This is a genomic window from Piscibacillus sp. B03 (assembly GCF_052246295.1).
Taxonomy (GTDB): Bacteria; Bacillota; Bacilli; order Bacillales; family Alkalibacillaceae; genus Piscibacillus.
On the sequence record NZ_JBQQCO010000006.1, the window covers coordinates 1 to 23,462 of the forward strand.

General features: G+C 36.0%; 21 protein-coding genes and 1 pseudogene. 6 read left to right on the plus strand and 16 right to left on the minus strand.

Going from position 1 to position 23,462, the window contains the following annotated elements:
• Nucleotides 1-219: 219 nt before the first annotated feature.
• Entirely contained in the window at nt 220-1,689 is a 1,470-nt protein-coding gene (locus ACTWQB_RS05530; RefSeq protein WP_443138191.1) for a methyl-accepting chemotaxis protein, read from the plus strand.
• A 119-nt stretch (nt 1,690-1,808) separates the two neighbouring features.
• On the opposite strand, the gene ACTWQB_RS05535 is transcribed toward ACTWQB_RS05530, so the two are convergent.
• Nucleotides 1,809-3,449: a BCCT family transporter gene (locus tag ACTWQB_RS05535; protein ID WP_443138192.1), complete on the minus strand. Its 1,641-nt coding sequence runs from the start codon at nt 3,447-3,449 to the stop codon at nt 1,809-1,811.
• Nucleotides 3,450-3,562: 113 nt separating this feature from the next.
• Complete coding sequence (locus ACTWQB_RS05540) at nt 3,563-5,971, minus strand: penicillin acylase family protein (RefSeq protein ID WP_443138193.1); 2,409 nt, start codon at nt 5,969-5,971, stop codon at nt 3,563-3,565.
• A 172-nt stretch (nt 5,972-6,143) separates the two neighbouring features.
• On the opposite strand from ACTWQB_RS05540, the gene ACTWQB_RS05545 reads away from it, so the two are divergent.
• Nucleotides 6,144-6,797 (plus strand): hypothetical protein, encoded by a 654-nt coding sequence (locus ACTWQB_RS05545; RefSeq protein ID WP_443138194.1) that lies wholly within the window; start codon nt 6,144-6,146, stop codon nt 6,795-6,797.
• Between the two features lie 137 nt (nt 6,798-6,934).
• Here ACTWQB_RS05545 and ACTWQB_RS05550 read toward each other — a convergent pair whose 3' ends face one another.
• On the minus strand, nt 6,935-7,408 hold the full coding sequence (locus ACTWQB_RS05550; protein WP_443138195.1) for a glutathione peroxidase: 474 nt from the start codon (nt 7,406-7,408) through the stop codon (nt 6,935-6,937).
• Between the two features lie 255 nt (nt 7,409-7,663).
• On the opposite strand from ACTWQB_RS05550, the gene ACTWQB_RS05555 reads away from it, so the two are divergent.
• On the plus strand, nt 7,664-7,807 hold the full coding sequence (locus tag ACTWQB_RS05555) for a hypothetical protein (protein WP_443138196.1): 144 nt from the start codon (nt 7,664-7,666) through the stop codon (nt 7,805-7,807).
• Nucleotides 7,808-7,944: 137 nt separating this feature from the next.
• Here the strand turns inward: ACTWQB_RS05555 and ACTWQB_RS05560 are convergent, their stop codons facing one another.
• From ACTWQB_RS05560 to ACTWQB_RS05575, 4 genes are all read right to left on the minus strand, one after another.
• Nucleotides 7,945-8,571 carry a PepSY domain-containing protein gene (locus ACTWQB_RS05560; RefSeq protein ID WP_443138197.1) on the minus strand — a complete coding sequence of 209 codons (627 nt, stop codon included), beginning with the start codon at nt 8,569-8,571 and terminating at the stop codon, nt 7,945-7,947.
• A 224-nt stretch (nt 8,572-8,795) separates the two neighbouring features.
• Entirely contained in the window at nt 8,796-9,605 is an 810-nt protein-coding gene (locus ACTWQB_RS05565; protein WP_443138198.1) for a PepSY domain-containing protein, read from the minus strand.
• Nucleotides 9,606-9,662: 57 nt separating this feature from the next.
• Nucleotides 9,663-11,018, minus strand: coding sequence for an ATP-binding protein (locus ACTWQB_RS05570; protein ID WP_443138199.1), 1,356 nt, complete (start codon nt 11,016-11,018; stop codon nt 9,663-9,665).
• Nucleotides 11,002-11,709 carry a response regulator transcription factor gene (locus ACTWQB_RS05575; protein ID WP_443138200.1) on the minus strand — a complete coding sequence of 236 codons (708 nt, stop codon included), beginning with the start codon at nt 11,707-11,709 and terminating at the stop codon, nt 11,002-11,004. The genes ACTWQB_RS05570 and ACTWQB_RS05575 overlap by 17 nt, the downstream gene beginning before the upstream one ends.
• A 78-nt stretch (nt 11,710-11,787) precedes the next feature.
• On the opposite strand from ACTWQB_RS05575, the gene ACTWQB_RS05580 reads away from it, so the two are divergent.
• Nucleotides 11,788-12,087, plus strand: coding sequence for a TIGR04104 family putative zinc finger protein (locus ACTWQB_RS05580; protein WP_443138201.1), 300 nt, complete (start codon nt 11,788-11,790; stop codon nt 12,085-12,087).
• Nucleotides 12,081-12,482, plus strand: coding sequence for a thiol-disulfide oxidoreductase DCC family protein (locus ACTWQB_RS05585; RefSeq protein ID WP_443138202.1), 402 nt, complete (start codon nt 12,081-12,083; stop codon nt 12,480-12,482). The genes ACTWQB_RS05580 and ACTWQB_RS05585 overlap by 7 nt, the downstream gene beginning before the upstream one ends.
• 38 nt (nt 12,483-12,520) lie before the next feature.
• On the opposite strand, the gene ACTWQB_RS05590 is transcribed toward ACTWQB_RS05585, so the two are convergent.
• The 9 genes and pseudogenes from ACTWQB_RS05590 to ACTWQB_RS05630 all read right to left on the minus strand — a co-directional run bounded on the left by ACTWQB_RS05590 (nt 12,521) and on the right by ACTWQB_RS05630 (nt 22,427).
• Nucleotides 12,521-13,303, minus strand: coding sequence for a CAP domain-containing protein (locus ACTWQB_RS05590; RefSeq protein WP_443138203.1), 783 nt, complete (start codon nt 13,301-13,303; stop codon nt 12,521-12,523).
• Nucleotides 13,304-13,614: 311 nt separating this feature from the next.
• Nucleotides 13,615-14,370, minus strand: a pseudogene (locus ACTWQB_RS05595) (IS110 family transposase); the annotation flags it as partial.
• Nucleotides 14,371-14,571: 201 nt separating this feature from the next.
• Entirely contained in the window at nt 14,572-15,198 is a 627-nt protein-coding gene (locus ACTWQB_RS05600) for a Gfo/Idh/MocA family protein (protein ID WP_443138204.1), read from the minus strand.
• Between the two features lie 33 nt (nt 15,199-15,231).
• Nucleotides 15,232-15,522, minus strand: a complete 291-nt coding sequence (locus tag ACTWQB_RS05605; protein WP_443138205.1) for a Gfo/Idh/MocA family protein — start codon at nt 15,520-15,522, stop codon at nt 15,232-15,234.
• 107 nt (nt 15,523-15,629) lie between these two features.
• Nucleotides 15,630-17,066, minus strand: coding sequence for an aldehyde dehydrogenase family protein (locus ACTWQB_RS05610; protein WP_443138206.1), 1,437 nt, complete (start codon nt 17,064-17,066; stop codon nt 15,630-15,632).
• Between the two features lie 4 nt (nt 17,067-17,070).
• Nucleotides 17,071-18,120 carry a homoserine dehydrogenase gene (locus tag ACTWQB_RS05615; protein WP_443138207.1) on the minus strand — a complete coding sequence of 350 codons (1,050 nt, stop codon included), beginning with the start codon at nt 18,118-18,120 and terminating at the stop codon, nt 17,071-17,073.
• Nucleotides 18,121-18,132: 12 nt separating this feature from the next.
• Nucleotides 18,133-19,329 carry a cystathionine gamma-synthase family protein gene (locus ACTWQB_RS05620; protein ID WP_443138326.1) on the minus strand — a complete coding sequence of 399 codons (1,197 nt, stop codon included), beginning with the start codon at nt 19,327-19,329 and terminating at the stop codon, nt 18,133-18,135.
• Between the two features lie 15 nt (nt 19,330-19,344).
• Nucleotides 19,345-20,559 (minus strand): M24 family metallopeptidase, encoded by a 1,215-nt coding sequence (locus ACTWQB_RS05625; protein ID WP_443138208.1) that lies wholly within the window; start codon nt 20,557-20,559, stop codon nt 19,345-19,347.
• Nucleotides 20,560-20,753: 194 nt separating this feature from the next.
• The gene (locus ACTWQB_RS05630) at nt 20,754-22,427 is read right to left on the minus strand and encodes a PucR family transcriptional regulator (protein WP_443138209.1); all 1,674 of its coding nucleotides are present in this window, start codon (nt 22,425-22,427) and stop codon (nt 20,754-20,756) included.
• Nucleotides 22,428-22,840: 413 nt separating this feature from the next.
• Here ACTWQB_RS05630 and ACTWQB_RS05635 point away from each other — a divergent pair, with 413 nt between their 5' ends.
• Entirely contained in the window at nt 22,841-23,452 is a 612-nt protein-coding gene (locus tag ACTWQB_RS05635) for a hypothetical protein (RefSeq protein WP_443138210.1), read from the plus strand.
• Nucleotides 23,453-23,462 lie beyond the last annotated feature (10 nt).

Here is a 23,462-nt window from a genome sequence, read left to right on the forward strand (position 1 = left end):
TTGTTTCATGAGAAGGCCTCTTTCTATATGTATTTGCCGTCGAAGCATACATATATGATAGAGTGCCTTCTCTTTTTTTACTAGTTAATTTTTGGTAATTTAACCTCGAGAACTATTTTACACTTACGCTCTTTAAAAAATGGTTCGCTTTTGCTAAATTTAGACAAATTTATGTTAAAATAGACTTAGTGAATTTTTTGAAAATTTAGGGGGATATATATGGGACAGGTAGATCTTGCACATGAATCACTAGTAAAAAAGAACAAATTAATGCTTTCATTCTTATTAATCATTACGACTCTTAGTTTGATCGTCAACACTATTATAGGTCAGCAGCCAATCGTCATCGCAATCATTGGAGTCGGATCATTTGTATTAATATTATTACTTGGAGGATTGTTAAAGCTTAATAAAGGAATGCGTGCTTATCCATATATAAGCATACTAGGGCTAGGTACGATTATAGGAGCAATAATCCTAACCGTTTCCACTTCTGGTCAAAACGTCGCATTAATTTACTTTTTATTAATCAGTACTGCCCTTTATTTAACGAAGAGCATTCTTATTTATGGCTTTAGCTTAAGTTTAATCTTACTAGTTTCATTTATTATGAAATACGGGCAGGAATTTAACTTTGATTATGGTATTTCAGTCCTTATTCTCGTATTTGGTGGAATTGTTTTATACTGTCAACAATTAGTTGCGGAACAAATGAATAATAAATTAGAAGAGCTTCATGAGAAAAATAAGGAAAATTACATGCAAGAAGTTGAGCAAAAAAATAGAATTGAAAATCAAGCTCAACGTATTCAGGAAAGTATGTCCCAAATTTCTAAAAGGTCTCGTGACCATAGACAATCATTAGATGAAATGAACCATGCGATCCAAGAAGTTGCTAGTGGTACTGAAACGCATTCAAACTCTATAAGAACCATTCATCAGTTAGTTAAGGATACATATAAGATTATTAACGAAATGACTGAGGAATTAAAAACATTACATCAGTCAACCGTTGATAATGAACAACATGCCACAAATGGTCTTGAAAGTTCTAATAAACTGACAAACCAAATTGAGGAATTAAAAATCAGCTTAACTTCAATGATTAGTACGTTTAATGAATTAAGCGGTAAAGTTGATTCATCAGTAAAGTCTTTAAAAGATATTCAAGACATTACTGATCAGACTAGTTTACTAGCTTTAAATGCGTCTATCGAAGCTGCAAGGGCTGGCGAACATGGAAAGGGTTTTGCGGTAGTAGCAGATGAAATACGTAAGCTCGCTGAACACACAGAACAAACAGCTAAGACCATTTCGACAAATTTACTGAGCATGAAAGAAACGAACCAAGAAACTGAACATAAACTTAATACAATGACAGATAAATTGGAAGTAAACGTTCAAACAGTAAATCAAAATCACTCTATTTTTGAACAGTTCCAAACATCTTCACAAAATTTACTAGAACAATTAGATCAATTCGTCAATAAAGCACAGCTCGCTAATGAAAACACCCAAGCAATTGAAGAGACCATTGATCAATTTACTTATTCAATCGAACAATCTTCCGCTTCAATTGAAGAAATCAGTGCATCGATTCAAGAACAGGCAGAACATAATCATCTACTTCATAAAGAGATTGAGAACTCTAACGATGCGTTACAGAAACTTACAGAACGTTCTTCATAATTAAGATATAATTGAGTTAAAGCTAAACTGTAATATTATTAAGGCCGAATTCTAGGTATTGATTTACCTAAAATTCGGCTTTTATCTTTTGATTCTTCAATATGTTTTATATACAGGCATTATTCTTCATTCTGATTATTGTTCTCTTTCTCTCTTTGCTTCTTTCTTCTTAATCGTATACGTTCCCTAATTCGTTTATAATCTAAAACGACCGTTTTAGGTCTAAACTTATCATCAGCTTTCAAGTCTCCAGTAGATGCTCTCATAAAGGACCACGCTAACATAAACATGATAAAAATAAGCGGGAATCCACCTATAATACTTGCTGTTTGTAACGTACTAAGTCCTCCTAAGAACATTAATGTTAAAGGAAGTATACATAAAGTAAAGGCCCAGAATAAACGGTTCCATCTCTCTGGTTCCCCATCCTCAACCTCTTTTTGCGTAACAGAAGCTAAAATATAAGAGCTTGAATCAAAAGTTGTTGCTAGGAAGACGACGGATAAAATGACAAATACAATAACCATAAACTTAGCTAATGGTAATTGGTTAATAATCGATATAATCGCAACCGGTGCACCTTGATCATTTAATACTGATATCACATCATAAGATCCTGTTAATTGTAAATACAAACCGAAGTTACCCATAACTCCAAAGAACAATAAACATCCAAGTGACCCATATACAATTGTTCCGACAATTACTTGTCTAATTGTACGACCTCTTGAAATTCTTGCGATAAATAATCCAACAAATGGTGCATAAACCAACCACCACGCCCAGTAAAAAACAGTCCATGCCTCTGGAAATCCAGTTTCATTAAAGTCACCCACATTTGCTAGAGGCTCTGTCCATGTGCTCATGTGGAAGAAATTATCTAGTATTAGACCAATACTGTTCGTCGTCGCCTCAGAAATAAATAATGTTGGACCTGTAATAAACACAAAAATAAGTAAGAACACAGCAAGGGTTAAGTTAAAATCGCTTAGCTTTTTAATGCCTTCTTTCAAACCAAGATATGAGCTAATTCCAAATATTAGAGTAACACCTAATAATATAATTGTTCTTAACAACATCGTATCTTCAAGTCCGGTAATATCAGATACACCCGCTGTAATTAACGGTGTACCTAAAGCTAATGTTGTTCCTGCACCACCAAGTAAACCAAATATGAACAGTACATCAATAAAACGACCAATAAATGAATCAGATGTATTACCTAGTAACGGTCTTAATGTCTCACTAATTTTAATAACAGGTGTTTTTCTAACATAAAAGAAATAAGCCATTGGTATAGCGGGTAATGTATAAATTGCCCAAGCAATCGGTCCCCAGTGGAAAATTCCATAAGTGGAAGCCCATTGAATCGTTTCAATCTGTTGCTCAGTTGGATCTAGACCAAATGGTGGCCCCTGATAATAATAGGCCCATTCAATAGTCGCCCAATATAAAATACTCGAACCAATCCCGGCACTAAATAACATTCCTGCCCATGAAAAAGTTCCAAACTCTGGCTTCTCATCTTTTTCTCCAAGCTTTACGTGACCGTTTTGACTAAATGCTACAAATACTAAAAAAAAGAAAATGCCTAAACCCATTAATAAATATAAAAAACCAAAATTACCTGAAACAAATTCATTAAGTTTATTAACAAAGGCTTCGCCAGCTTCAGGATATATAACAAGAGGTATAACAACGCATAACAAAAGGACAAATGATGCAATAAACGTTGGCCAATCAATTAATTTTCGATTCATAACGTTCTCTCCTTTGAAATCTATATTTATTACTTTGTGGCAAATTAGTTGTTTTTATTACGAAGAAGAAAAAAGCTTTGAGGTAATGATTATTTACCCCAAAGCTACAAAAGTTATTCCGCTTTTAATATTAATTTTTTCCCATTAGATTCTTCCATGTTCGTGAGATGGTAATCCCCATTAACCCAATCAAGAACTTGATTATCATACCATTCACTTCGGTAATGTCCGGCTTGACCAGGTCCTACAATTTGATACGATTTTTCAATTTCTTCAAGATCGATAGCGAACCTCCATGAAGCCCCATGATTAACTGTTCCATCATCTTTAAATGATGCCGCCATAACTGTTACCTGACTACCTCCTACAGACACTGGTTCTTTCGAATTGAAGAACTTATCTAGGAAAAAGATGTTAGACAGTGGGTGTTCAAAATAAACTTGATGGTAATCACCCCAAGCCCATCCTTCTATGTCTGATCCATAAAGGTTTTTAAGTTCTCTAACCGACTCCTCAAAGGCATTTTTAAATACTGCTTCTAACCCACCATTTTTATCAAACCATATCGAACCTTCTTCATTATAAGCAGAACGAACTAATTGATCGACCGTTTGACCTCTACCTTTAAACATACGATAAATTTCTTCAGGAATATATTCTGGGAATAGCTGTTCTTCCATTTCATCAAAAAACTCATGAAAGATTAATGGTTGAGGAGAATCTACATGATCGATATAGTCCCATTCATTTAAAAGATTAAGTGCGACTTCCTCATCATCGGATAACTCTTGTCCTTCCAAAACTTCTGCGATAATTGGCACTAACCATTCAGCCTGTAAATTCATTTGATCCATTTGTAAATCCATCATATCTTCAGTGGATAGTTGATTTGCCTCGTCCAATACGTCATGAATTCGAGTGTATCGATAAGGTTGTGCCCACACATGACTAATATGATATGGATATTCATCTGTTATAACTTTATTGTTAGCAGTAGCCACAAAGCCTTTTTCAGGATTAATTAAAGTAGGCAATTCATCAAAAGGAATATATTCGTTCAAATCATTGGAAGAATCCCAACCTGGCAAAGGTAGTAATGCATCGTCAGAGTGTTGATATTTTGGTATTTTTCCATTTGCTTTATAAGCAATCGTGCCATCCTGACTGGCAAACACAAAGTTTTGGGCTGGTGCGTGAAAATATTCTAAAGCTTCTTCAAACTCTTCCCAGTTAGACGCTCGATTAATTCTTAAAATAGCTGAAAGTTCAGTTGTCGGATCTAAAGCAGTCCAATCAACAGAAAAAGCTGTATCCGGTTTATCCGTATCAATTTCATTTGTAAATTCAGATATTATTGGTCCATGAATCGTCTCAACTATTTCAAAATCAACACTTTCACCATCTTTAACATGGATTGTTTCTTGTATAACTTCTGCGTCCACCCACTCATCATCATATAAAAACTGGTAAGGATTATTTTCGTGGCGTTTTTCAATAAACAATTGTTGTACGTCTGGATTTACGTTCGTCACACCCCAAGCAATTTGTTCATTATGACCAAGAATAATCCCAGGTACCCCAGCAAAAATGACACCAGATACATTATAGTCAGTTGATTCGAGACGAACTTGATACCAAATAGAAGGTGTAGCAAGCCCTAAGTGTGGATCATTAGCAAGTAGAGGTTTACCAGACTCTGTTTTCTCTCCACTTACGACCCAATTATTACTACCATTAAACTCATGCGTCTTTGGAGCATGAACTAAACTTTTTGTTAAGTCGACATACTCCTCATCAGAAATATTCATCATAGCACCCTCAGGGTACGATGGGAATAACTCAAAGGCTTCATCTTCACCAAAATGGTTTAATAAATAGTAGTTGAAAGCTTGCCTCTCCCAATTCCCACCTAAGTCATATGCCATATATTTTCCAATCGTTAAGGAATCAACAATTGACCAGTCTTCCATTGAATCGAGGCCCATTAATTTGAACTCTACTGGCCATTTATTTTCGTCATGAACTTCATTAATATAAGCATTGACACCTTCAGCATAAGCTTCTAATGCAGCAATTGCTTCATCATTATAAAACTCAAGAGAAGCTTCAGCAGCTCTTCTTAACCCTAGTGTTCTAAAGTACTTATCTTGAGTTAAAGCTGCTTCTCCTGCGACTTCACTAAGCCGTCCAGAAGCTTGTCTTCTTGACATTTCCATTTGAAACAATCGATCTTGTGCTGTTACGTATCCTTGAGCATAAAATAAATCTTCATTGGTTTCAGCTGAAATATGTGGCACTCCGGCATCATCTCTTATGACCGTGACATCCGCTTGCAATCCAGCCAAAACTCGTTCACCTTCTATTTCTGGTATTGAACGATTGACGTAAGCGTTTACATAAATGAGTAATGTAATCACTACCACTATCACTGCGGCTAAAAAGATGAGCAGCCATTTTACCCAAGGTTTTCTTTTTCTTTTATGTACACTTTCTTCAATCTGTTCTTGTCTTACTGTTTCCATAATCTGTTCTCCCCCTCTATTCAAACCCAACTCTATTATATAATTTTACAAAAATTTTGACATTTTAACAATTTATGAACGTTTCCTTTTTTATTTCCTTATCCTCTGAATCTCGTTTAAAATGGTAAAGGGTAGAGTTTGATTTTTAACGGATTATTTGAGGTGAACAATATTGACGAATAAGCAAAAAGTATTAATCGCTAGTATTATAGGTATGGTCGTTTTAGGTTCTGTCATTGTATATTTAAGCTATCTTGGGTTAACACCTGATGAAGATCGCGTTAACGACATAGAAGAAAGAGCACAAGATTATGTAAATGAGCACTTTTCGAATGATTATGAAGTAGTAGACACATTTTATGACAATGTAGATGTTTATGATACATTTAGTTATGCTGCCATCGTTGAATCAGAGACTGATGACCGCTTTCGCTTTTTAGTATTTGAACACAATGAGACTAACGAGTTAACTGACAGCTATGTCGCTGAAACGTTTGAGTACGAATTAGAAAATATTTTACGCACAAAGTTAAATGAGGCTTATGGTGAGGAACAAATCGATGAATTATGGCTAACTTATCCAAAAGATGCTGGACAACAATTAAATCTTAACCATCAAGATATTCCATCTGTTAAAGAGTTTGACTTGAAGCCAGTTATTAGGGTCACACTTGATCGTGGTGAAGAAGAACAAGATGAAAAGAAATTAAATCAAATCATCAATGAAATTAAGGATGAACTAGACATAAGTGGTGGTCATATTACATTAAGCTTCAACGACTCTGCACTGATCTTCAAAGATAAAGATATTCGAAAAGACCTATAATAACTGGAGGATTAGTTTCCTCCATTATTCATTTGTAGTAGTGTTTCGCCAAAGTAAGAGTTTGTTTCGCCAATCTTATACAACATATAAATTAAAAAACGGTAAGCTACTTTTGTAGTAGCTTACCGCTTTTCTTATTATAATAGCTTCTTAATGTCTTCTTCGATCTTCTCTGGCTTGGTTTGTGGTGAATAACGCTCAACTACATTTCCATCCCGATCTATTAGAAACTTAGTGAAGTTCCATTTGATTTCTCCACCTAACATGCCTTTCTTCTCTTCTGTTAAGAACTTAAATAGTGGTACTTTGTCTTCTCCTTTAACATTTACCTTTTTGTAAACTGGGAATGTTACACCATAATTGGTTTGACAATAGTTTAATATTTCTTCTTGATTATCGAACTCTTGATTCATGAACTGATCTGATGGAAAACCTAACACTTTGAAACCTTTACCATTATAAGATTCATATAATTTTTGTAGACCTTCAAATTGTGGAGTGAACCCGCACTTACTTGCTGTATTCACAATCAACAGGACGTCTCCTTGATGTTCTTTTAAAGATTCTAATTCACCATCACTCTTCTCTACTTTAAAATCATACAGTCCCATCTAATCCCTCTTTTCATTATTTTTTAAATCACAAGAGTTACAATACAACTTTCCTTGAATATGACTTCCATTTAAAAAACCATTTTCACAATAAACAGGTTTGTTACAGCGATCGCAATGCCCAACCAATTCCACCATCTTAATCACCTACATTCCCTTTTATTATATTGTAGCAAAATATTACAAACCTTTATATTCATACACCTATTATGATATAATAAATCAAACACCCTCTTACTAAAGGAGGCCCAGTTCATGAGCTTAAAATCTAGCATTTATAAATTCTTAAGAATTTGGAACGATGTTGATGCAGTAAGAAAGGGGCGCGTCGGAAAACGTATCGGTAGACGTGCTGCTGGTAAGGCAACAGGAAAAGCATTAAAGAAATTATTTAAATAAATAGATTACAGAAAGAACCCATTTCGTTATTTACGAAATGGGTTCTACTTTCCTATGGGGGTATTCAAATAAATATAGAGGAGCGGCTATATTAATGGCCACTCCATTTATATATCATCACGCATGTGCGTGTTATATTAGTCTTCATAATCAACTTCAAGAATTGCTCCTGTATATGCATCAATTGTTACACCTGCTTCTTGTTGACCCTTTACTTCAACTTCATATACATAATAGCCATCATCTTCTTCCAATTCGATTTCAGATACTTTACCTGAAACAGCTTCTAATGCTAATATTATTGCTTTTTCCTTACCAATAGGTTCTTTAGCATCTGACTGTTTTTGATTCTCTTCTTTGTTTACATCTACCTTAACCTGTTTTTCATTACTGACTGTTTTGTCAGATTTACGATCAGCATCTTCTTCTAATTTCAAAATTTTACCTGTATAAGCATCAATGATAAGTTCATACTCCTTTTCACCGTCTTTAACCTCAACTTCGAAATAAGCCTGATCCTTACCTTTACTCTCAAGTTCAACCTCTTCAATCGTGCCGTTCACTTTGTTAAGTACAATATCCTCTAATTCTTCAACGCCAATTAACTTATTCGCATTTAAGGTAGCTTGGGACTCCATTTCGCCATTCACATCCAATTCTTGATCTGAAGATTTTGAAAGAGAATCACTATACGTAACAGCACCTACTGTTCCACCAACTGCAATTGTGCTTGCTAATGCTCCTGCGATCACTTTACGCCTCATAGAAAATACCTCCTAAAGTTTTTCTATTTCCAATATATCTTGTCAACATGAGAAAACTTAGAAGATAAAATTAGAAAACGATTAGAATTTATTAAAAAACCTGCTTGAATTGAAAAAAAGCTAAAATATGTTTTGCTCTTCAAATATTTTTAATCAAGAATTTTCTTACCATAAAAAAAGCCACTATGTTTTCAAACATAGTAGCAGTAGCTTATCAATATTTGTTAATTGTCACCATCGTCATCATCTTCGTCAGTATTTTCATCCCATATAATAACTGCTTCTCCATTTAAGGCATTTATTCTTACAATCACATCTTGATCATCTGTTTCAACTTCTATTAAATAATATAAGGTACCATTAATTTCTTTATAGTCAATATCGTCGATTTCACCATTGAATTTATTTAGAGCAAGATTAACGGCCTTATCTTCTGAAATTGGTGTTTGTGTTTTTAATTCAGTTTGTTCGTCAATTATTTCACCTGTTTCAGCATCCATAACTATAAAGACAACCTCATTATCTTCTTCAATTTCAACGCCGTAATAAGGCTCTTCTCCATCAGAAAAATTTACAGATACCACATTACCTGAATAATCATCTTCGAGCTTACCTAGAATATCGTCCTTCGTTAACAATTTATCTTCTTCTGGCTCTTGTTCTTGCTCAAACTCTTCCTGATTATCTTCTTCATCTTCAGCTCGACTCTCTGGTTCGTCCTCTTCCTTTTCTAAATTAGGTCCGCTCTCAGATTCATTTGATGAATCAAACCTCAAATCTTCTAATTCACCACTTTGTTTATTAACAAAAACTGTATATGAGCCTGAAGGTAAGCTGACTCTGACTGAATAGTGACTGGAGTCTTCCTCAACTTCTTGAATATCACCTGAATAAGCATTTAAGACGATTTGCTCTGCTTCTTCTTGTGATATTTGTTCTGCCGATGTTGTTCCGAAAATGAACTGTTGTGCCAACACAAATACCACAACGGTTAGTATCGCTCCTCCCAACATCCAGATGATTCGTTGTTTCATTTTATTTCACCCTTAAAATCATTATATATACTAATCATATACATCTGACATTAAAATTTAATGAGAACTCAATGAATTTATCCTTAAAATCACTGTTGTCCCTTGATGTTTCTTACTATCTAAACTAATGGAAATATTTAGTGATTCAGCTAATTCCTTTGCTAAAGCCAGTCCTAACCCCGTTCCTCCATTGTCACGATTTCTAGCTTCATCTACACGATAAAACCGATCGAATACTTTTTCCATTGACTCTTCAGGAATACCAATCCCTTGATCCGCTATAGTAACAACCGGCCCTTCCTTCAATGATATTTGAACAGGATCATCACTATATTTACATGCATTATCAACAAATATATATATTAATTGCTTTAATTTCTGTTCATCAGTCGTAATAAGAACAGGTTTTTCTAGCTTCACATGTACAGGACGCTGATAAGCACGTTCCATATTCTTCGCCACATTTAATAAAACTTCATCTACCTGAACCTCTGATGCGTCTATCTTCCAATCTTTATCACGCCTAGCCAGTAATAAGAGTTGTTCAGTTAACTCTTTCATACGAACAGCTTCAGTATGAATTGCCTCAATTGATTCTTTTATAACCTCTGGACGCTCCATCCCTCTGCGTTTGACTAAATTCGCATAACTCTCAATAACCGTTAAAGGTGTTCTTAGTTCATGAGATGCATTTGAGACAAATGCTTCTTGTTTTTCGTAGTTTTCTTTAAGTAGATCCATTAATTCATTAAACGTTTGACCCATTGTAAATAATTCATCATTAGACTGTTTATTTAATGGTATATGTTTAAAAGTTTGACTGCGTTTAATATCATTCATTGTTTTAATCAGTGACTGAATAGGTTGAATGATCAAATCAGACAATAGCTTCCCCGAAATAAACACTGGAATTAACGCAATTACTGTAACTAAAATTAATACAAGTTTAAGGGTGTTTAAATTATCATCGACTGATTTTAGACTCTCAAACACTTGTAAGTAGACAACTTCTCCATCCATCCAAATAGTTGGAAACTGAACATATCCATAAGAAATATCTGAGTGACTCACAATAAATGATTGCCTACCACGCTCGAAATCAATTTGGAAATTCCTCAGAGAAGTAGGCACATCTCCTGAAATAACAGCTGTAGTCATCAACTGACCATCTTGATTTACAACTCTTAACATACCATCATTTGGGACATAAAAACTCATTAAGTCAATAGCAGAAAACTGATCCGTCTCATTGCGCAAGCCTGAATGGATACTTTGGGCATTTGATTCAACACGTTCTAATTCACGATCATACGTGATTTGGATAAAGGTGTAGTAGATTGTGACTGACAATAGTACGATTAAAATGACAAATAAGAATGTTGAATAAAAAAATATTTTATTTTTTAGTTTCATAAGGATCCTTCAATACGTAGCCAACTCCGCGTACTGTATGAATGATTTCATCGTCATCCTTGGAGTCGATTTTTTTCCTTAAATAACGAACATAAACATCTACCACATTCGTATCTCCTACATAATCAAATCCCCAAACAGCATCCATTATTTGGTCACGAGTTAAGACTTGTCTCTTATGATTTAGAAAATAAACAAGTAAATCGAACTCCCTCGGCGTTAGTTCGATAAAACGCTCTCCTCGATAAACTTCTCTTGTACTTTGATTTAGTTTTAAATCTTCAAAGCTTAACCAACCATCATCTTCTTGCCCTTCATTATTTTTAATCTGCCTTAATGCCGCTCGAATTCGAGCTAGCAACTCTTCTATTTCAAATGGTTTAGTTATATAATCATTTGCACCAAGATCCAACCCTGTCACTTTATCCTCAGTAGAGTCTTTGGCTGTTAATAATAAAATTGGAGTGTGTTGGTCATTTTTCCTAATTCGTCTTAATAACTCAATTCCACTCATCTCTGGCAACATAATATCTAAAATAATTAAGTCCCATTGTTGGGAGCGATATAACTCCAAAGCATCATAACCCGAATGTGCTTTACTAACCCCATAGCCTTCATAAGTTAATTCCAATTCAAGCACTCGAGCAATTTTTTCTTCATCTTCTATCACAAGAATTTCTGTGTCTGCCATACAAACACCTCTTTTGACCTATGCGTCTAAATTTTCATTTAATTTTATGATACCATATTAGTAGAGAGGAGTGTTACAATGCCAACCTGTCCTCATTGTCAGGAACCTTTTACTTATAAACAACTACTTCCATTTGCCTGGAAGCCTCGTGTAGGAATTCTTTGTACAAATTGCCAAAATACATCCTATAACTCAGCAAGTATGAAAAAGAAGGCAACATTAATCTTATTTATCTTCCCGACTTTAGTTATGTTAAAAGAGTTATTTAATATTCCTTTTCAAATTATGTACATCATCTTTCTCGTTGTGGTCATTGCTTTAATCTTCTCTTTACCTTTAGCTGTTAAGCCAACCAAGGAGGAAGAACCCTTATGGTAAAAGAGCGAGGAACTATACTATTTGATGGAGTATGCAATTTATGTAATGGAATAGTTCAATTCGTATTAAAACGTGACAAACGCGATCACTTTCAATTCGCTTCGCTACAAAGTGATGCGGGAATTCAGGTTTTAGAAAATTATCAATTAAACCAAGGTTTAGATACGTTTGTATATGTCTATAAAAACAAGGCTTACACCAAATCCTCAGCTGCATTATATGTCTTAAAAGGATTAGGTGGAATATGGAAAATCTTATTTATCTTCATCATCATACCAAAGTTCTTAAGAGACCCTATTTATAATTGGATTGCTCGTAACCGTTATAAGTGGTTTGGTAAAAAAGATGAATGCATGTTACCAAGACGTGAATTTAAACATAAATTTTTAGAATGAAAACGGAGGCCAATTGAAAGAAAGGGCCTCCGTTTTGTTTACTTCGAAATAAATAATTGAGTCCAATATGGTGACATGTTTCCACTTGGTTCATAACCAATACCAATATGCGTAAATGAATCATTTAAAATATTTTTACGGTGTCCTTCGCTATTCATCCATTGTCTTACGACTTCTTCTGCTGAATGTTGACCTGCCGCAATGTTCTCACTTGCTGCTGTATAATCAATTCCAAATTGATCTAACATATCAAATGGTGAGCCATACGTAGGAGACGTATGACTAAAATAACCATTATCAGCCATGTCTACTGATTTCGCTTGAGCTGCCTCATTGACTTCTTGGTAAATCTCAAGAGGGTCTAGACCTTGTTTTTCACGTTCAGCATTAGTTAAATTAACTACTTGTTGAACCATTTGTCGGACATCACTTGGTTGATTAGCTTGAGCTTCACCATCTTGAGCTTGTTGCCCTTGCTGAGCTTGTTGCCCTTGACCTTGACGATCCTCTGTTGTTTGACCTCTGTTATCATCTTCTGTTTCGTTAAAACGATGATTAATATTGAATCCACGGTCTGATTCGTAAGGGAAATTTACATTTCCATCATTATTCCCATCGAAGAAAGGAAAGTCATTACGATCTCGGTTTGGTGTATCATTTTGTGCATTTTGATCACCTTGATTGTTTTGCCCAGGTCCAAACCCGACATTCTGCAAATCATTATTTGTTGTATCTGGATTCATTCCTTCTTCTGTATTACAACCTGTCAGGATCCCACCAAATAATATTAAGACGAATAGCCATTTTATGTGACGTTTCATTATTACTTACCTCCCTCATTAAATTAATAATTTCTTAAAATATCTTCGTTCTTCTTTGATTTCCTAATGAACTATTGAAGTTTCATTAATTGGTGGCCATCAATTAATGAAAAATTAGGTTGAATTTGGAATCAATTATTATACCTAAATAAGCTTCAAAGGATTTTTTCCTTTTTTTAGGATAAATTAATATAATCGCACCTTTGGATCTCCACATCAAACATGGTGGTACACCCTCCCATATCTCACAGCGTCGATGCGCAAAAATTCCTTCGTTCAACCTAACCATGCGTGGATGCCGAATATGCTCCTTTAGTCATGTTCAATCCAACCTGTAAGCCAACAGATTGTTCAGCGGCTTGTTTAAGCTCTTGAACCCGCTTTAGGCCTACGGCTCTTTTCGCTGCTTTGTTTATTTCGTTTAAAAGCTCTTCCTCAGTTGACTGAATAATGTCACGGGGGAAATAGCCCTGTTTTAGTAGTTGAATCGCAGCTTTTCCAGTCCAGCTTTTGAACACTTGCTGGAACTCCGGGAAATAGCGGTCAAGCAAGTTATGCATTTGAGCTTTAATCGATGATAAATCCTCTTGAATGATGTCATAAAGCTTCATGCCTTCGCGAGGTTCAGCGTACACATCTTCAGGTAGTGTCGGTTCATGAAACCGACCATCGCGGACAACTTGTGCAATCACTTTAGCGTCCTTCGTGTCGTTTTTAGTTGGAGAATCATCATCCAGTTCTTTCGAACGTTTAACCTTCATCGGATTCACCACGACTGTCTGCAGGCCTCGATCTTTTAAATAGTAAGCAAGGTTTAACCAGTAGTGGCCCGTTGGTTCCATGCCAATGATGACATGAGTTCGATTGAGTTTATTAGATAGAGATTCAATCCAATCAAGTAGATTGGTGAAACCTTCAAATGAGTTGTGGAACATGAGTCGTTTAGCGAGATCAAGCCCACGATCATCAATAGCACGCGCAACATGCTTTTGTTTTGCGATGTCTACTCCGATAATCAATGTGTTTTCTGTAATTTGCTTTAATCGTTGATTTTGTGTAAAATCCAATTTGAGTCCTCCTTCGGTATTTTCGAGGTCCTTGCAGACACTCTCTATACTACCAAGGAGGTCTTTTTTTGTATAATCACGAAATCTTCGATTTTGAGTCAAATTTCTTTATTACAGGAATGCTCCTTTTTGATTGTCATAAACATTAGTTTGAAACGGAAGCAAAAAAATATGCTCCCAATAATAGGGAGCATTGGTAAATCAGTTATTTAACAAATCCTCAAGTACTTTTTGAACTTGATAACCTTCTTCAAAAGTGATTAACTCAGCGTCTTTCCCTTCTAATCCTTTTACGAGCTCATCTAATAACGTGATTTTATTTTCCTCAAGTGTGTTCACTTTTTCTGTATCCTTTTCCTTAGTCCGAATGAATAAATCTCTCCAATTTCTCAATTCTAAAACTGCTTTTGAACCAAATAGTTTAAAGGATAAATGTTCCTTCTGGCCAATCCCACTTAATCCATTGAATAGAACTGGAATTCCTCCAATAGTAAGCTTAGCCATGAATCCTGTTTCGCACTTTGTAGTGTCAAGTGGATAATCTACAAATGACTGTACCAGATTAGGTATACCAATTAATCTTGATGTTAAATGTAAATAATGAGGCCCAATTTCTCTTATAAAGCCACCCTGTTCACGCGTGGCAATCCAATTATTTTGTTGCCAGGCTCTTGGCCATTCAGGGAAATACATGTGAAACTCAACTCGTTTGATTTCTCCCAAAACATTGTCATTTATTAACTTCTTCATTTTTAAAAATTCTTGATGATATGGCAAAGGGAAATTCATCGCATTCACTACGTTTTTCCTATTAGCTGCTTCATACATTTCACGAGCTTCTTCAGTACTATTGGCTAATGGTTATTCACATAAGATGTGCTTACCGTGAGAAATAATATTAAGAGCAATTTCATGATGAAATTTCGGTGGAACTGCTAAATAAACAAGGTCAATTTCATCGTTTTTTAACAGATCACTATGAGAAGGATAAGATTGTACTTCACCATATTTCTTTTGAATTTGTTCTAAGCGGTCCTTGTTAGGTTCACAGTAACCTGACACTTTGAATCGAGGATGCTCAATTAATTGTTTTAATATACGTTCTCCTACTACACCTAAACCTATAATGCCTACTTGATATACGTTTTTCATTCGTATTCTCCTTGTTCTTTTATTAGTCATATTTTATTATTCACATAGTTTATAACTTTTTTCAAAAAAAGAGAACCCGACTAGATGTCAGGTTCTTTTGTTTCAGTTTATAATTTTATAGAAACAACTTTTGGCTCTGTCATATTCTCAATTGAAAATCGAACACCTTCTCGACCAAGTCCAGAATTCTTAACGCCACCAAACGGCATTTCGTCAATTCGATAATCACTTGTATCATTAACCATCACGCCGCCACAATTAAGGTGTTGAATGACATAAAAAGCGCAATCTAAATTTTTCGTAAAAATTCCAGCCTGAAGACCATAGTCAACATCATTTGATTTCTCAACTGCTTCTTCTAATGAGTCCACAGGGAACACATTAACAACGGGACCAAAAATTTCTTCTTTAACAATTTTAGCATCCTCTGGCACATCAGCTAATACAGTTGGCATATAAAATGCACCTTCACGTTTACCACCAGCTACTACTCTACCACCTTTTGCAATCGCTTCATTTACCCACTCTTCAACTCGCATAGCTTCTTTTTCTGTAATTAGCGGGCCCACATCGGTATCATCTCTTAACTTATCACCAACCTTTAGCGATTTAGTTTGAAAAGCTAATTTTTGAACAAATTCATCATATACATCACGTTCAACATAAATGCGTTGCACGCCTATACAATTTTGACCTACTGCTCCAAACGATCCTGATACACAAGATGCCACTGCATCATCTAAATCACAATCACTAAGCACAATAGTAGGAGAATTAGAGCCTAATTCCATACCAACATGTTTAATTCCTGATTGTTCAGCAACCTTACGCCCTGCATCTAATCCTCCTGTGAACGACACCATTTTAACAGCTGGATGTTTAACTAGTGTCTCACCAAGATCTTTCCCTGATCCAGTAATTACACTTAACATGCCTTTAGGTAATCCCGCCGCTTCAAATGCGTCAGCTAGCAATAGAGCACTTAATGGCGTGACTGAAGCTGGCTTAACCACGATGGCATTACCAGCTGCAATCGCAGGCCCTACTTTATGAGCAACCAAGTTAAGTGGATCATTAAACGGTGTAATTGCACCTACAACACCTACTGGAAAACGATAATAATACCCAAAACGATTTTCACTTCCTTCATTTTGATCGAAATTAATCGTTTCGCCTTTAAGTCGTCTCGCTTCTTCGGCACTAATTTCTAATGTTTGCATAGCTCTCTTAACTTCGCCACGCGCCTCAGTAATTGTTTTACTGCCTTCAGTTGCAATCGTCTGAGCATATAATTCTTTATTTTCATTCATGTATTCTACCGCTGCTTTTAATACTTTGATCCTGTCATGAGTTGGCCAATTTTGATGACGTTTAAAAGCTGCTTCTGCTTCCTCAATAGCCTTCTTCATATCTTCTTTTGTTGATAGTGGAACATGCGCAACTAATCTGTTATCTTGAGGATCATACACACCAAAAGTTTGAGCCGCATCGACCCATTTTCCTGCCAACAACATTTTTTCAGCTCTAACATGAAGCTGTTTCATAACATCACCTCACTATACTCGAATTTTTTTGATACACCTGGTGAGCGTGAATCATATCAATTAATAAGGAGAAACCCGTCTCCTTAAGTCCTGCTCCAGCACCCGTTAACATAATGGGGCCTGATAAATCGCACTCATATAGAATGGCATTTGTTGCACCTTTCACACCTGCGAGTGGATGATTTGCGTCAATTTTCTCTGGCGCCACACGAGCATCAATACCATCATCCGTCTTTCTAATTCTTGCAAGTAATTTCCAACTTTTATCTTCTTCTAACGCACTCTGAATCATGTCTCCATTGAGGTTCGCAATGCCCTCACACGGAATATCTAGTGCACTAATCTTTTCACCCATAACATAATGGGATAGAATCGCGGTTTTATATCGAACATCATACCCTTCAATATCACTTGTTGGATTGGCTTCCGCATACCCAAATTCTTGAGCTTGCTCCAACGCCTGATCAAACGATAACCCCAGCTCCATTTCAGTTAAAATATAATTCGTCGTCCCATTTAAAATGCCAACCACTTCGTAAATGTCATTACCCATTAATGTTGTTTTCGGTAACCTTAAGGCCGGTGTTCCACTCATGACTGTACCTTCAAAGCCAAAGAAGCAGTTATGGGAATCCGCCAAAGATTGAAGTTCATCCAGTTTAAGTGCCACTGGGCCTTTATTCGTTGTGACAACGCTTTTACCATTTTTAAACGCAGCTTCACAATGATCGATTGCAGGTTGGCCAGTCTGCACATCCGTAAATGTTACTTCAACGATTAAGTCGGCATTGGTTTTTTCAATAGTTTCAAGACTACTGAATCCATATTCTTTTGCGTTGGGATAGGCATCTACTCGCCCCTCATTACGCACGACATTTAATAAACTTGGGATGTCTAAACCGTCAGGATCATAGACAGCACCTTTCATTAAGTCAGAAACAGCTACTACTTTCGTGTCTAAACCATATTGTTTTATAAGAATCTCTTTCTTTTCGTGAAGGATTTCTGCAAGTGCCTGACCAACACCTCCAAAACCTACAAATGCTACTTTCATCAAAACCCTCCTTTACTTAGCTAAGACGTTTTCAGGCAGTGCAGCAAAAGCTTGCTCTAAGTCTGCTATGAGATCATCTAAATCTTCAACACCTGCTGAGTATCGAATCAACCCTTCAGGAATTCCCATGGCCGCTCGTTCCTCTGGAGTACATTCAACGTGACTCGTTGTTCTTGCCGGGCCTACAATCGTCTCAACTGCACCTAAATTCGCCGCACGATTAGCATATTGAAGTTTAGGCAATAAATGGCGAACAGTCTCCATTCCACCTTTTACAGAAAAACTTAACATTCCTCCAAAACCACGCATCTGACGTTTCGCTATATCATGACCTGGATGATCTTCTAACCCTGGATAAAACACATCATCAACTACATCAACAGTTTTTAAATACTCAGCCACTTTCTGCGCATTGTCGTTTTGACGTTCAATTCTTAAGTGAAGCGTTTTCATGCCACGTAACAATAAATAGGCAGCCATCGGATCAAGTGTTGCACCATTTATTTCACGATAATGATAAATTTGTTCAACTAAATCTTCACGTCCACAAACAACTCCACCTAAAGCGTCTGCATGACCGCCAAGGAATTTGGTAGCACTATGAATCACTAGGTCTACTCCTAATTCAATAGGATTTTGATTAATTGGGGTTGCAAACGTATTATCAATAATCACTAATGCACCAACATCATGGCCTGCTTGAACCATTCTTTCAATATCTGTGATTTTGACTGTAGGATTTGTAGGAGTTTCTAGATAAAGCACCTTACATCCTTTGGCAACCTCTTCTTCGATCGCTTCATGATTTCCTGTTTCACATAACTCTACTTCTATTTGCTGTTTAGGCAAGAACTCTGTGAAAATCTTATTCGTTCCACCGTAAGTATCTTTAATCGATACAATACGGTCACCCGGATATAAGAAAGTAGCTAACGTATTGCTAATAGCTGCCATTCCTGTTGAAAAGCTCGTTGCAGCTTCTGCACCTTCTAAAATTTTCACTTTATCTTCAAACGCTTGAACTGTAGGGTTTGTATTACGACCGTAGATGTGTCCTTCTTTTTGTCCTGTTGCTACGTCTAACCATTCATCCATGTCGTCATAACCAAACGAAACACTATGAACGACCGGAACTTGTGTAGCACCATGAACTAGCTGTGCTTTTTCCCCTGCCCAAAGTGCTTTTGTTCCCATTTTCTTTTCATTCATCATCTCAATCTCCTCCTAACTAATTATTCCATCGCTTCCGTCTGGCATTTGAAATGGACTTTGAATGAGTAATTTTCTTGGATAATTCGTAAACATTTCAACGCCGTTATCGGTTACACGGAAAGATTCACTCATTTCTAAACCATAATGATCGAGCCAAATTCCTGGGATAAAATGAAAGGTCATATTTGGTTGTAACTCAGTTCGATCACCTTTACGAATACTCGCTGTATGCTCTCCCCAGTCTGGCGGGTAATTTAAACCCATGGAGTAGCCTAATCGAGATTCCTTTTCAATTCCATAACGTCTAGTTGATTTACGCCATGCTTCTTCCAATTCCTCTAACATAACTCCCGGTTTCACAATGGACATCACATCTTCAATACCTTCAGCCACTATTTGCGCCAAACGTTCTAACTTTTCTGAAGGCTGACCAACATGAGCTGTACGCGCTAATGGGCAATGATAACGTTTATAGCAACCCGCAAGTTCAACAATGACGGAATTATCTTCTTTAAAGTACTGATCGCTCCAGGTCAGATGTGGTGTCGATGTGTTTTCGCCTGTTGGAAGCATTGGAACAATCGAAGGATAATCACCCCCGTAGTCTTCAGTACCTCTCACTAATTCGAAAAAGATACTCGCTGCAGCATCACATTCGCGTGAACCAGTGTGGATACTCTTTAGCCCAGCTGTCATGGCTTGCTCTGCAATTTTCGCTGCACGCCGAATATAATCGATTTCCTGTGGTGATTTAATAATTCTTACCCAGTTCACCAAGCTAGTCACATCAGTGAATGTGACATTTGGCAATTTTTCTGTTAACACTTCAAAAGACTTTGCCGTAAAATAATATTGCTCTTTTTCAACTCCAATGGTTCGATTGCCCTGACCAATCTGTTCTAAAATTTCCGCGATAAACTCCATTGGGTGATATTCCATGGATTGCACATAATAATCTGGGTAAGCCATGATGTTTTCATCGTACATCCAAGTTTTGGCCTTAGCTCCAGGTGCATCCATATAACGCCCAATCCAAATCGGTTGTGGTTCGTCAATAATGACAATCAGCATTTGATGAACGTAGAATGACCAAGCGTCGTAGCCAGATAAATAGTTCATATTGGCTGGATCTGTGATTAAAAGTACCTCAACGCCCTTTTCTTCCATGCTCCGCTTCGTTTTTTCTAACCGACTTTGATACTCCACAATATCAAAATCCAACACCATAACATCCTCCCTTCATTAAATGACAGAATTTTTAGTTTTCTTAATTATATTATACGAAGACAATGCGATAAATGTAATGTTCAAAGTGTATGAACTTTTTAAATAAGGATTTATACAATTTGGATAAATATAGACTTACGCATACAAAAAAAGACGAACTTTAGGTTTTTACACCCATAGTTCGCCTTTGTTTCTTAATCCCTAAATTGATTTAGCATCCATAACCTTACGCTAAACTCTAATAAGAATGAATCATCAGCATCTACTAAGGAAAGTTTTGTTAGTTTCTCGATATTTCTTAAGCGATATAACAAGGACTGTCTATGCAGATTTAATGCTCTCGCAGTTTGGCTGACATTACCTTTGTACTTTTGATATGTCATAAATGTCTGGATTAAGTCGGTTTTACGTTTATGATCATAATCCACTAAAGGTTGTAAAATTTCTTGTACATGTCTCACCACTTCACGATCATGTGTGAGCATTAATAATAAGTGATTTACTTTCGTTTCTTCAAAAAAGGTTCTCTCACCAAAGCCATATTGCCTAGTATGAATATCTAGAGCTGTTCTTGCTTGATGATAACTTTCATAAAACACATTGCCATCACCGCGGTGAAAACCAACACCCCACGCAAAGTCAAGATTCGTCAATTGGTCGTGCAAACGTCTTTCTACCATATCAAGAAAATGATTGACATTCTCTTGATAGGCAAAATCATCGGTTTCTAAGTAGATAATGACCTCTCCATCATCAAATGTTGACATCGTCTTTCGGCCAAGTTGTTGACTAGCGTGTGTAATTTCTTTTTGAACATAATAATTTAAGCTGTGTAACGACGATTGCATAGAACGATCATTTTCATGTTCTTCAAGATCTACTGTTTGAAAGTCACCAACGATACACGCGTATGATTTGGTTAAATCATAACCTAGTAATTCACCTTTAGATAAAATCTTCGTTGTTAGCTCTTGCTTTTCTTTTGCTAAGTCCAAAATAAAATTATCTTTCAATCTAATCTCAGTTGTTTCGATCGCATTTTCGGTTAAGAAGTATAAAGCACAAGCTGTTAGACCATGTTCTAATACGTTCATCGTTAGCCAAGTTAAATCCTCAGGCTTTTTAGGTTTAAATAATAGATAACCTTGTTTTTTGTCATTAGAAAATATACTAAGCTCATAACATGTTTTATCATTTACGTAATATTGATCAAGATGATGATATAAAGGGTGCTCTTCCAATGGTACTTCCGGTTGTTCTAGTTTCTTAATGTCTCCTTCGGCATGACCATTTAAGACATCAATCACATCAGTATCAAACTCATAATTAGCTCTAACAATCTGTCTTTGATCACTAATGGCAACAGGGATTTTTATATTTCTATGTAAAAGTTCTAGAATATCTTTTAAAGAACCACCACTTAACACGCAATCTGTTAACTGTTGTCTTAACTGTTCAGCTTTTTCCCGTTCCCACTCATTCTCACGACTGATCGCATCAATCACATCTTGAATAACATCTGAAAAACGAACCTTCCAAGGTATTTCAATTAAAATAAAATCAGATGCCTCTGCCACTTCAACGATTCTCTCAGGTACATTAGTAATATGACGACCAGTAGCAATCGTTAAGGCTGAAGCCCCTGATTGAATAACATCTTGAACAAATTTCTCAAATAATATTGGATCATCAGCACATCCAATTCCTGTCGTTAGTACAAACTCATGCTTACGCACAAAATTCTCAACAGGAACTTCAATGACAGATACCCATTCTACAGTTGTATCTTTTAAATGCTGATTTCCAGTTATAACCTTTGCCTCTTCCATTACCTTAAGGTCCACAATATCTTCCATGACAATGCCCATTCTCATCACCTATACAATTTGACATCCCTTAATAATATTATAATGACGAGATAGGATTCCAGTCAATTCAGAAAATTTAGATTTATTGTCTATAATTGAAGAAGTCTTCGTTCTTTTTCTTCAAAAAATATTCGATCGAAAGGTTTTAGTTCAGATATGCTAAAATTAGCTTAATTCCCACAGTAAATAACAATGCGAGTAAACAACACATAACAGGAATAACCCAGACACTCTCTTTGAACTTCAAATATAATTTTTTTATCAACCTAATCACTTCTTCACATAGTTTGAAGTTAGTTTGACACCAACTAATCTGGGTCATGCATTACCGTAAGTAAGATCATTACCTTATATAATTTTGAATTTTGTGATAATATATTGAATGGTAAATAACTTATCCCTTGAGGTGAATAATGAAAGAAGTTATAAGCACAACTACATTTTTTACTCTATTTTTTACATTACATACCATTGTTTCTTGGGTATTCCCTTTCCTTAATTTAGGATGGCTTCTTGCATGGTTATTAATTGTCGTCATTTCCCTTATTATAAGTAAGTTTTTATATGAGTGGTTAGAACGTCAAGAGGAAGGCTACTTACCACCTAAGAGACGAAACCTCCTATTCTTCTCAATAGTAATCGTTGGCTTGTCACTCGTTGCCGTACAATATTGGAATGAATATAAGGAAAAACCTTTTTCAGAAGTCCTAGCGCATTACAGCTATCCCGACCAAATCATGATTAATCCATATGAGGGCACTGATCCGATTACGAACAAGTCAACCATAGACGATCTGATGAATTTTTTATCACAATATAATGTTCAAAAAGTTAAGAATGACAAAGGTGAACGAGCACTTGGGGGACATGAATTAGTGTGGGATAACGACAAGGGCTTAAATGGCCCTGCTGTTGTTATGGTGTTGATTAGTGAGGATAACATATGGGTAAACTTTGATCGTTATGAGGTCTTAAATGGGCCAATAGATATAGAGTGGGTTGAGCAATCCTTAACAATTAATTAAATTAGAAGAG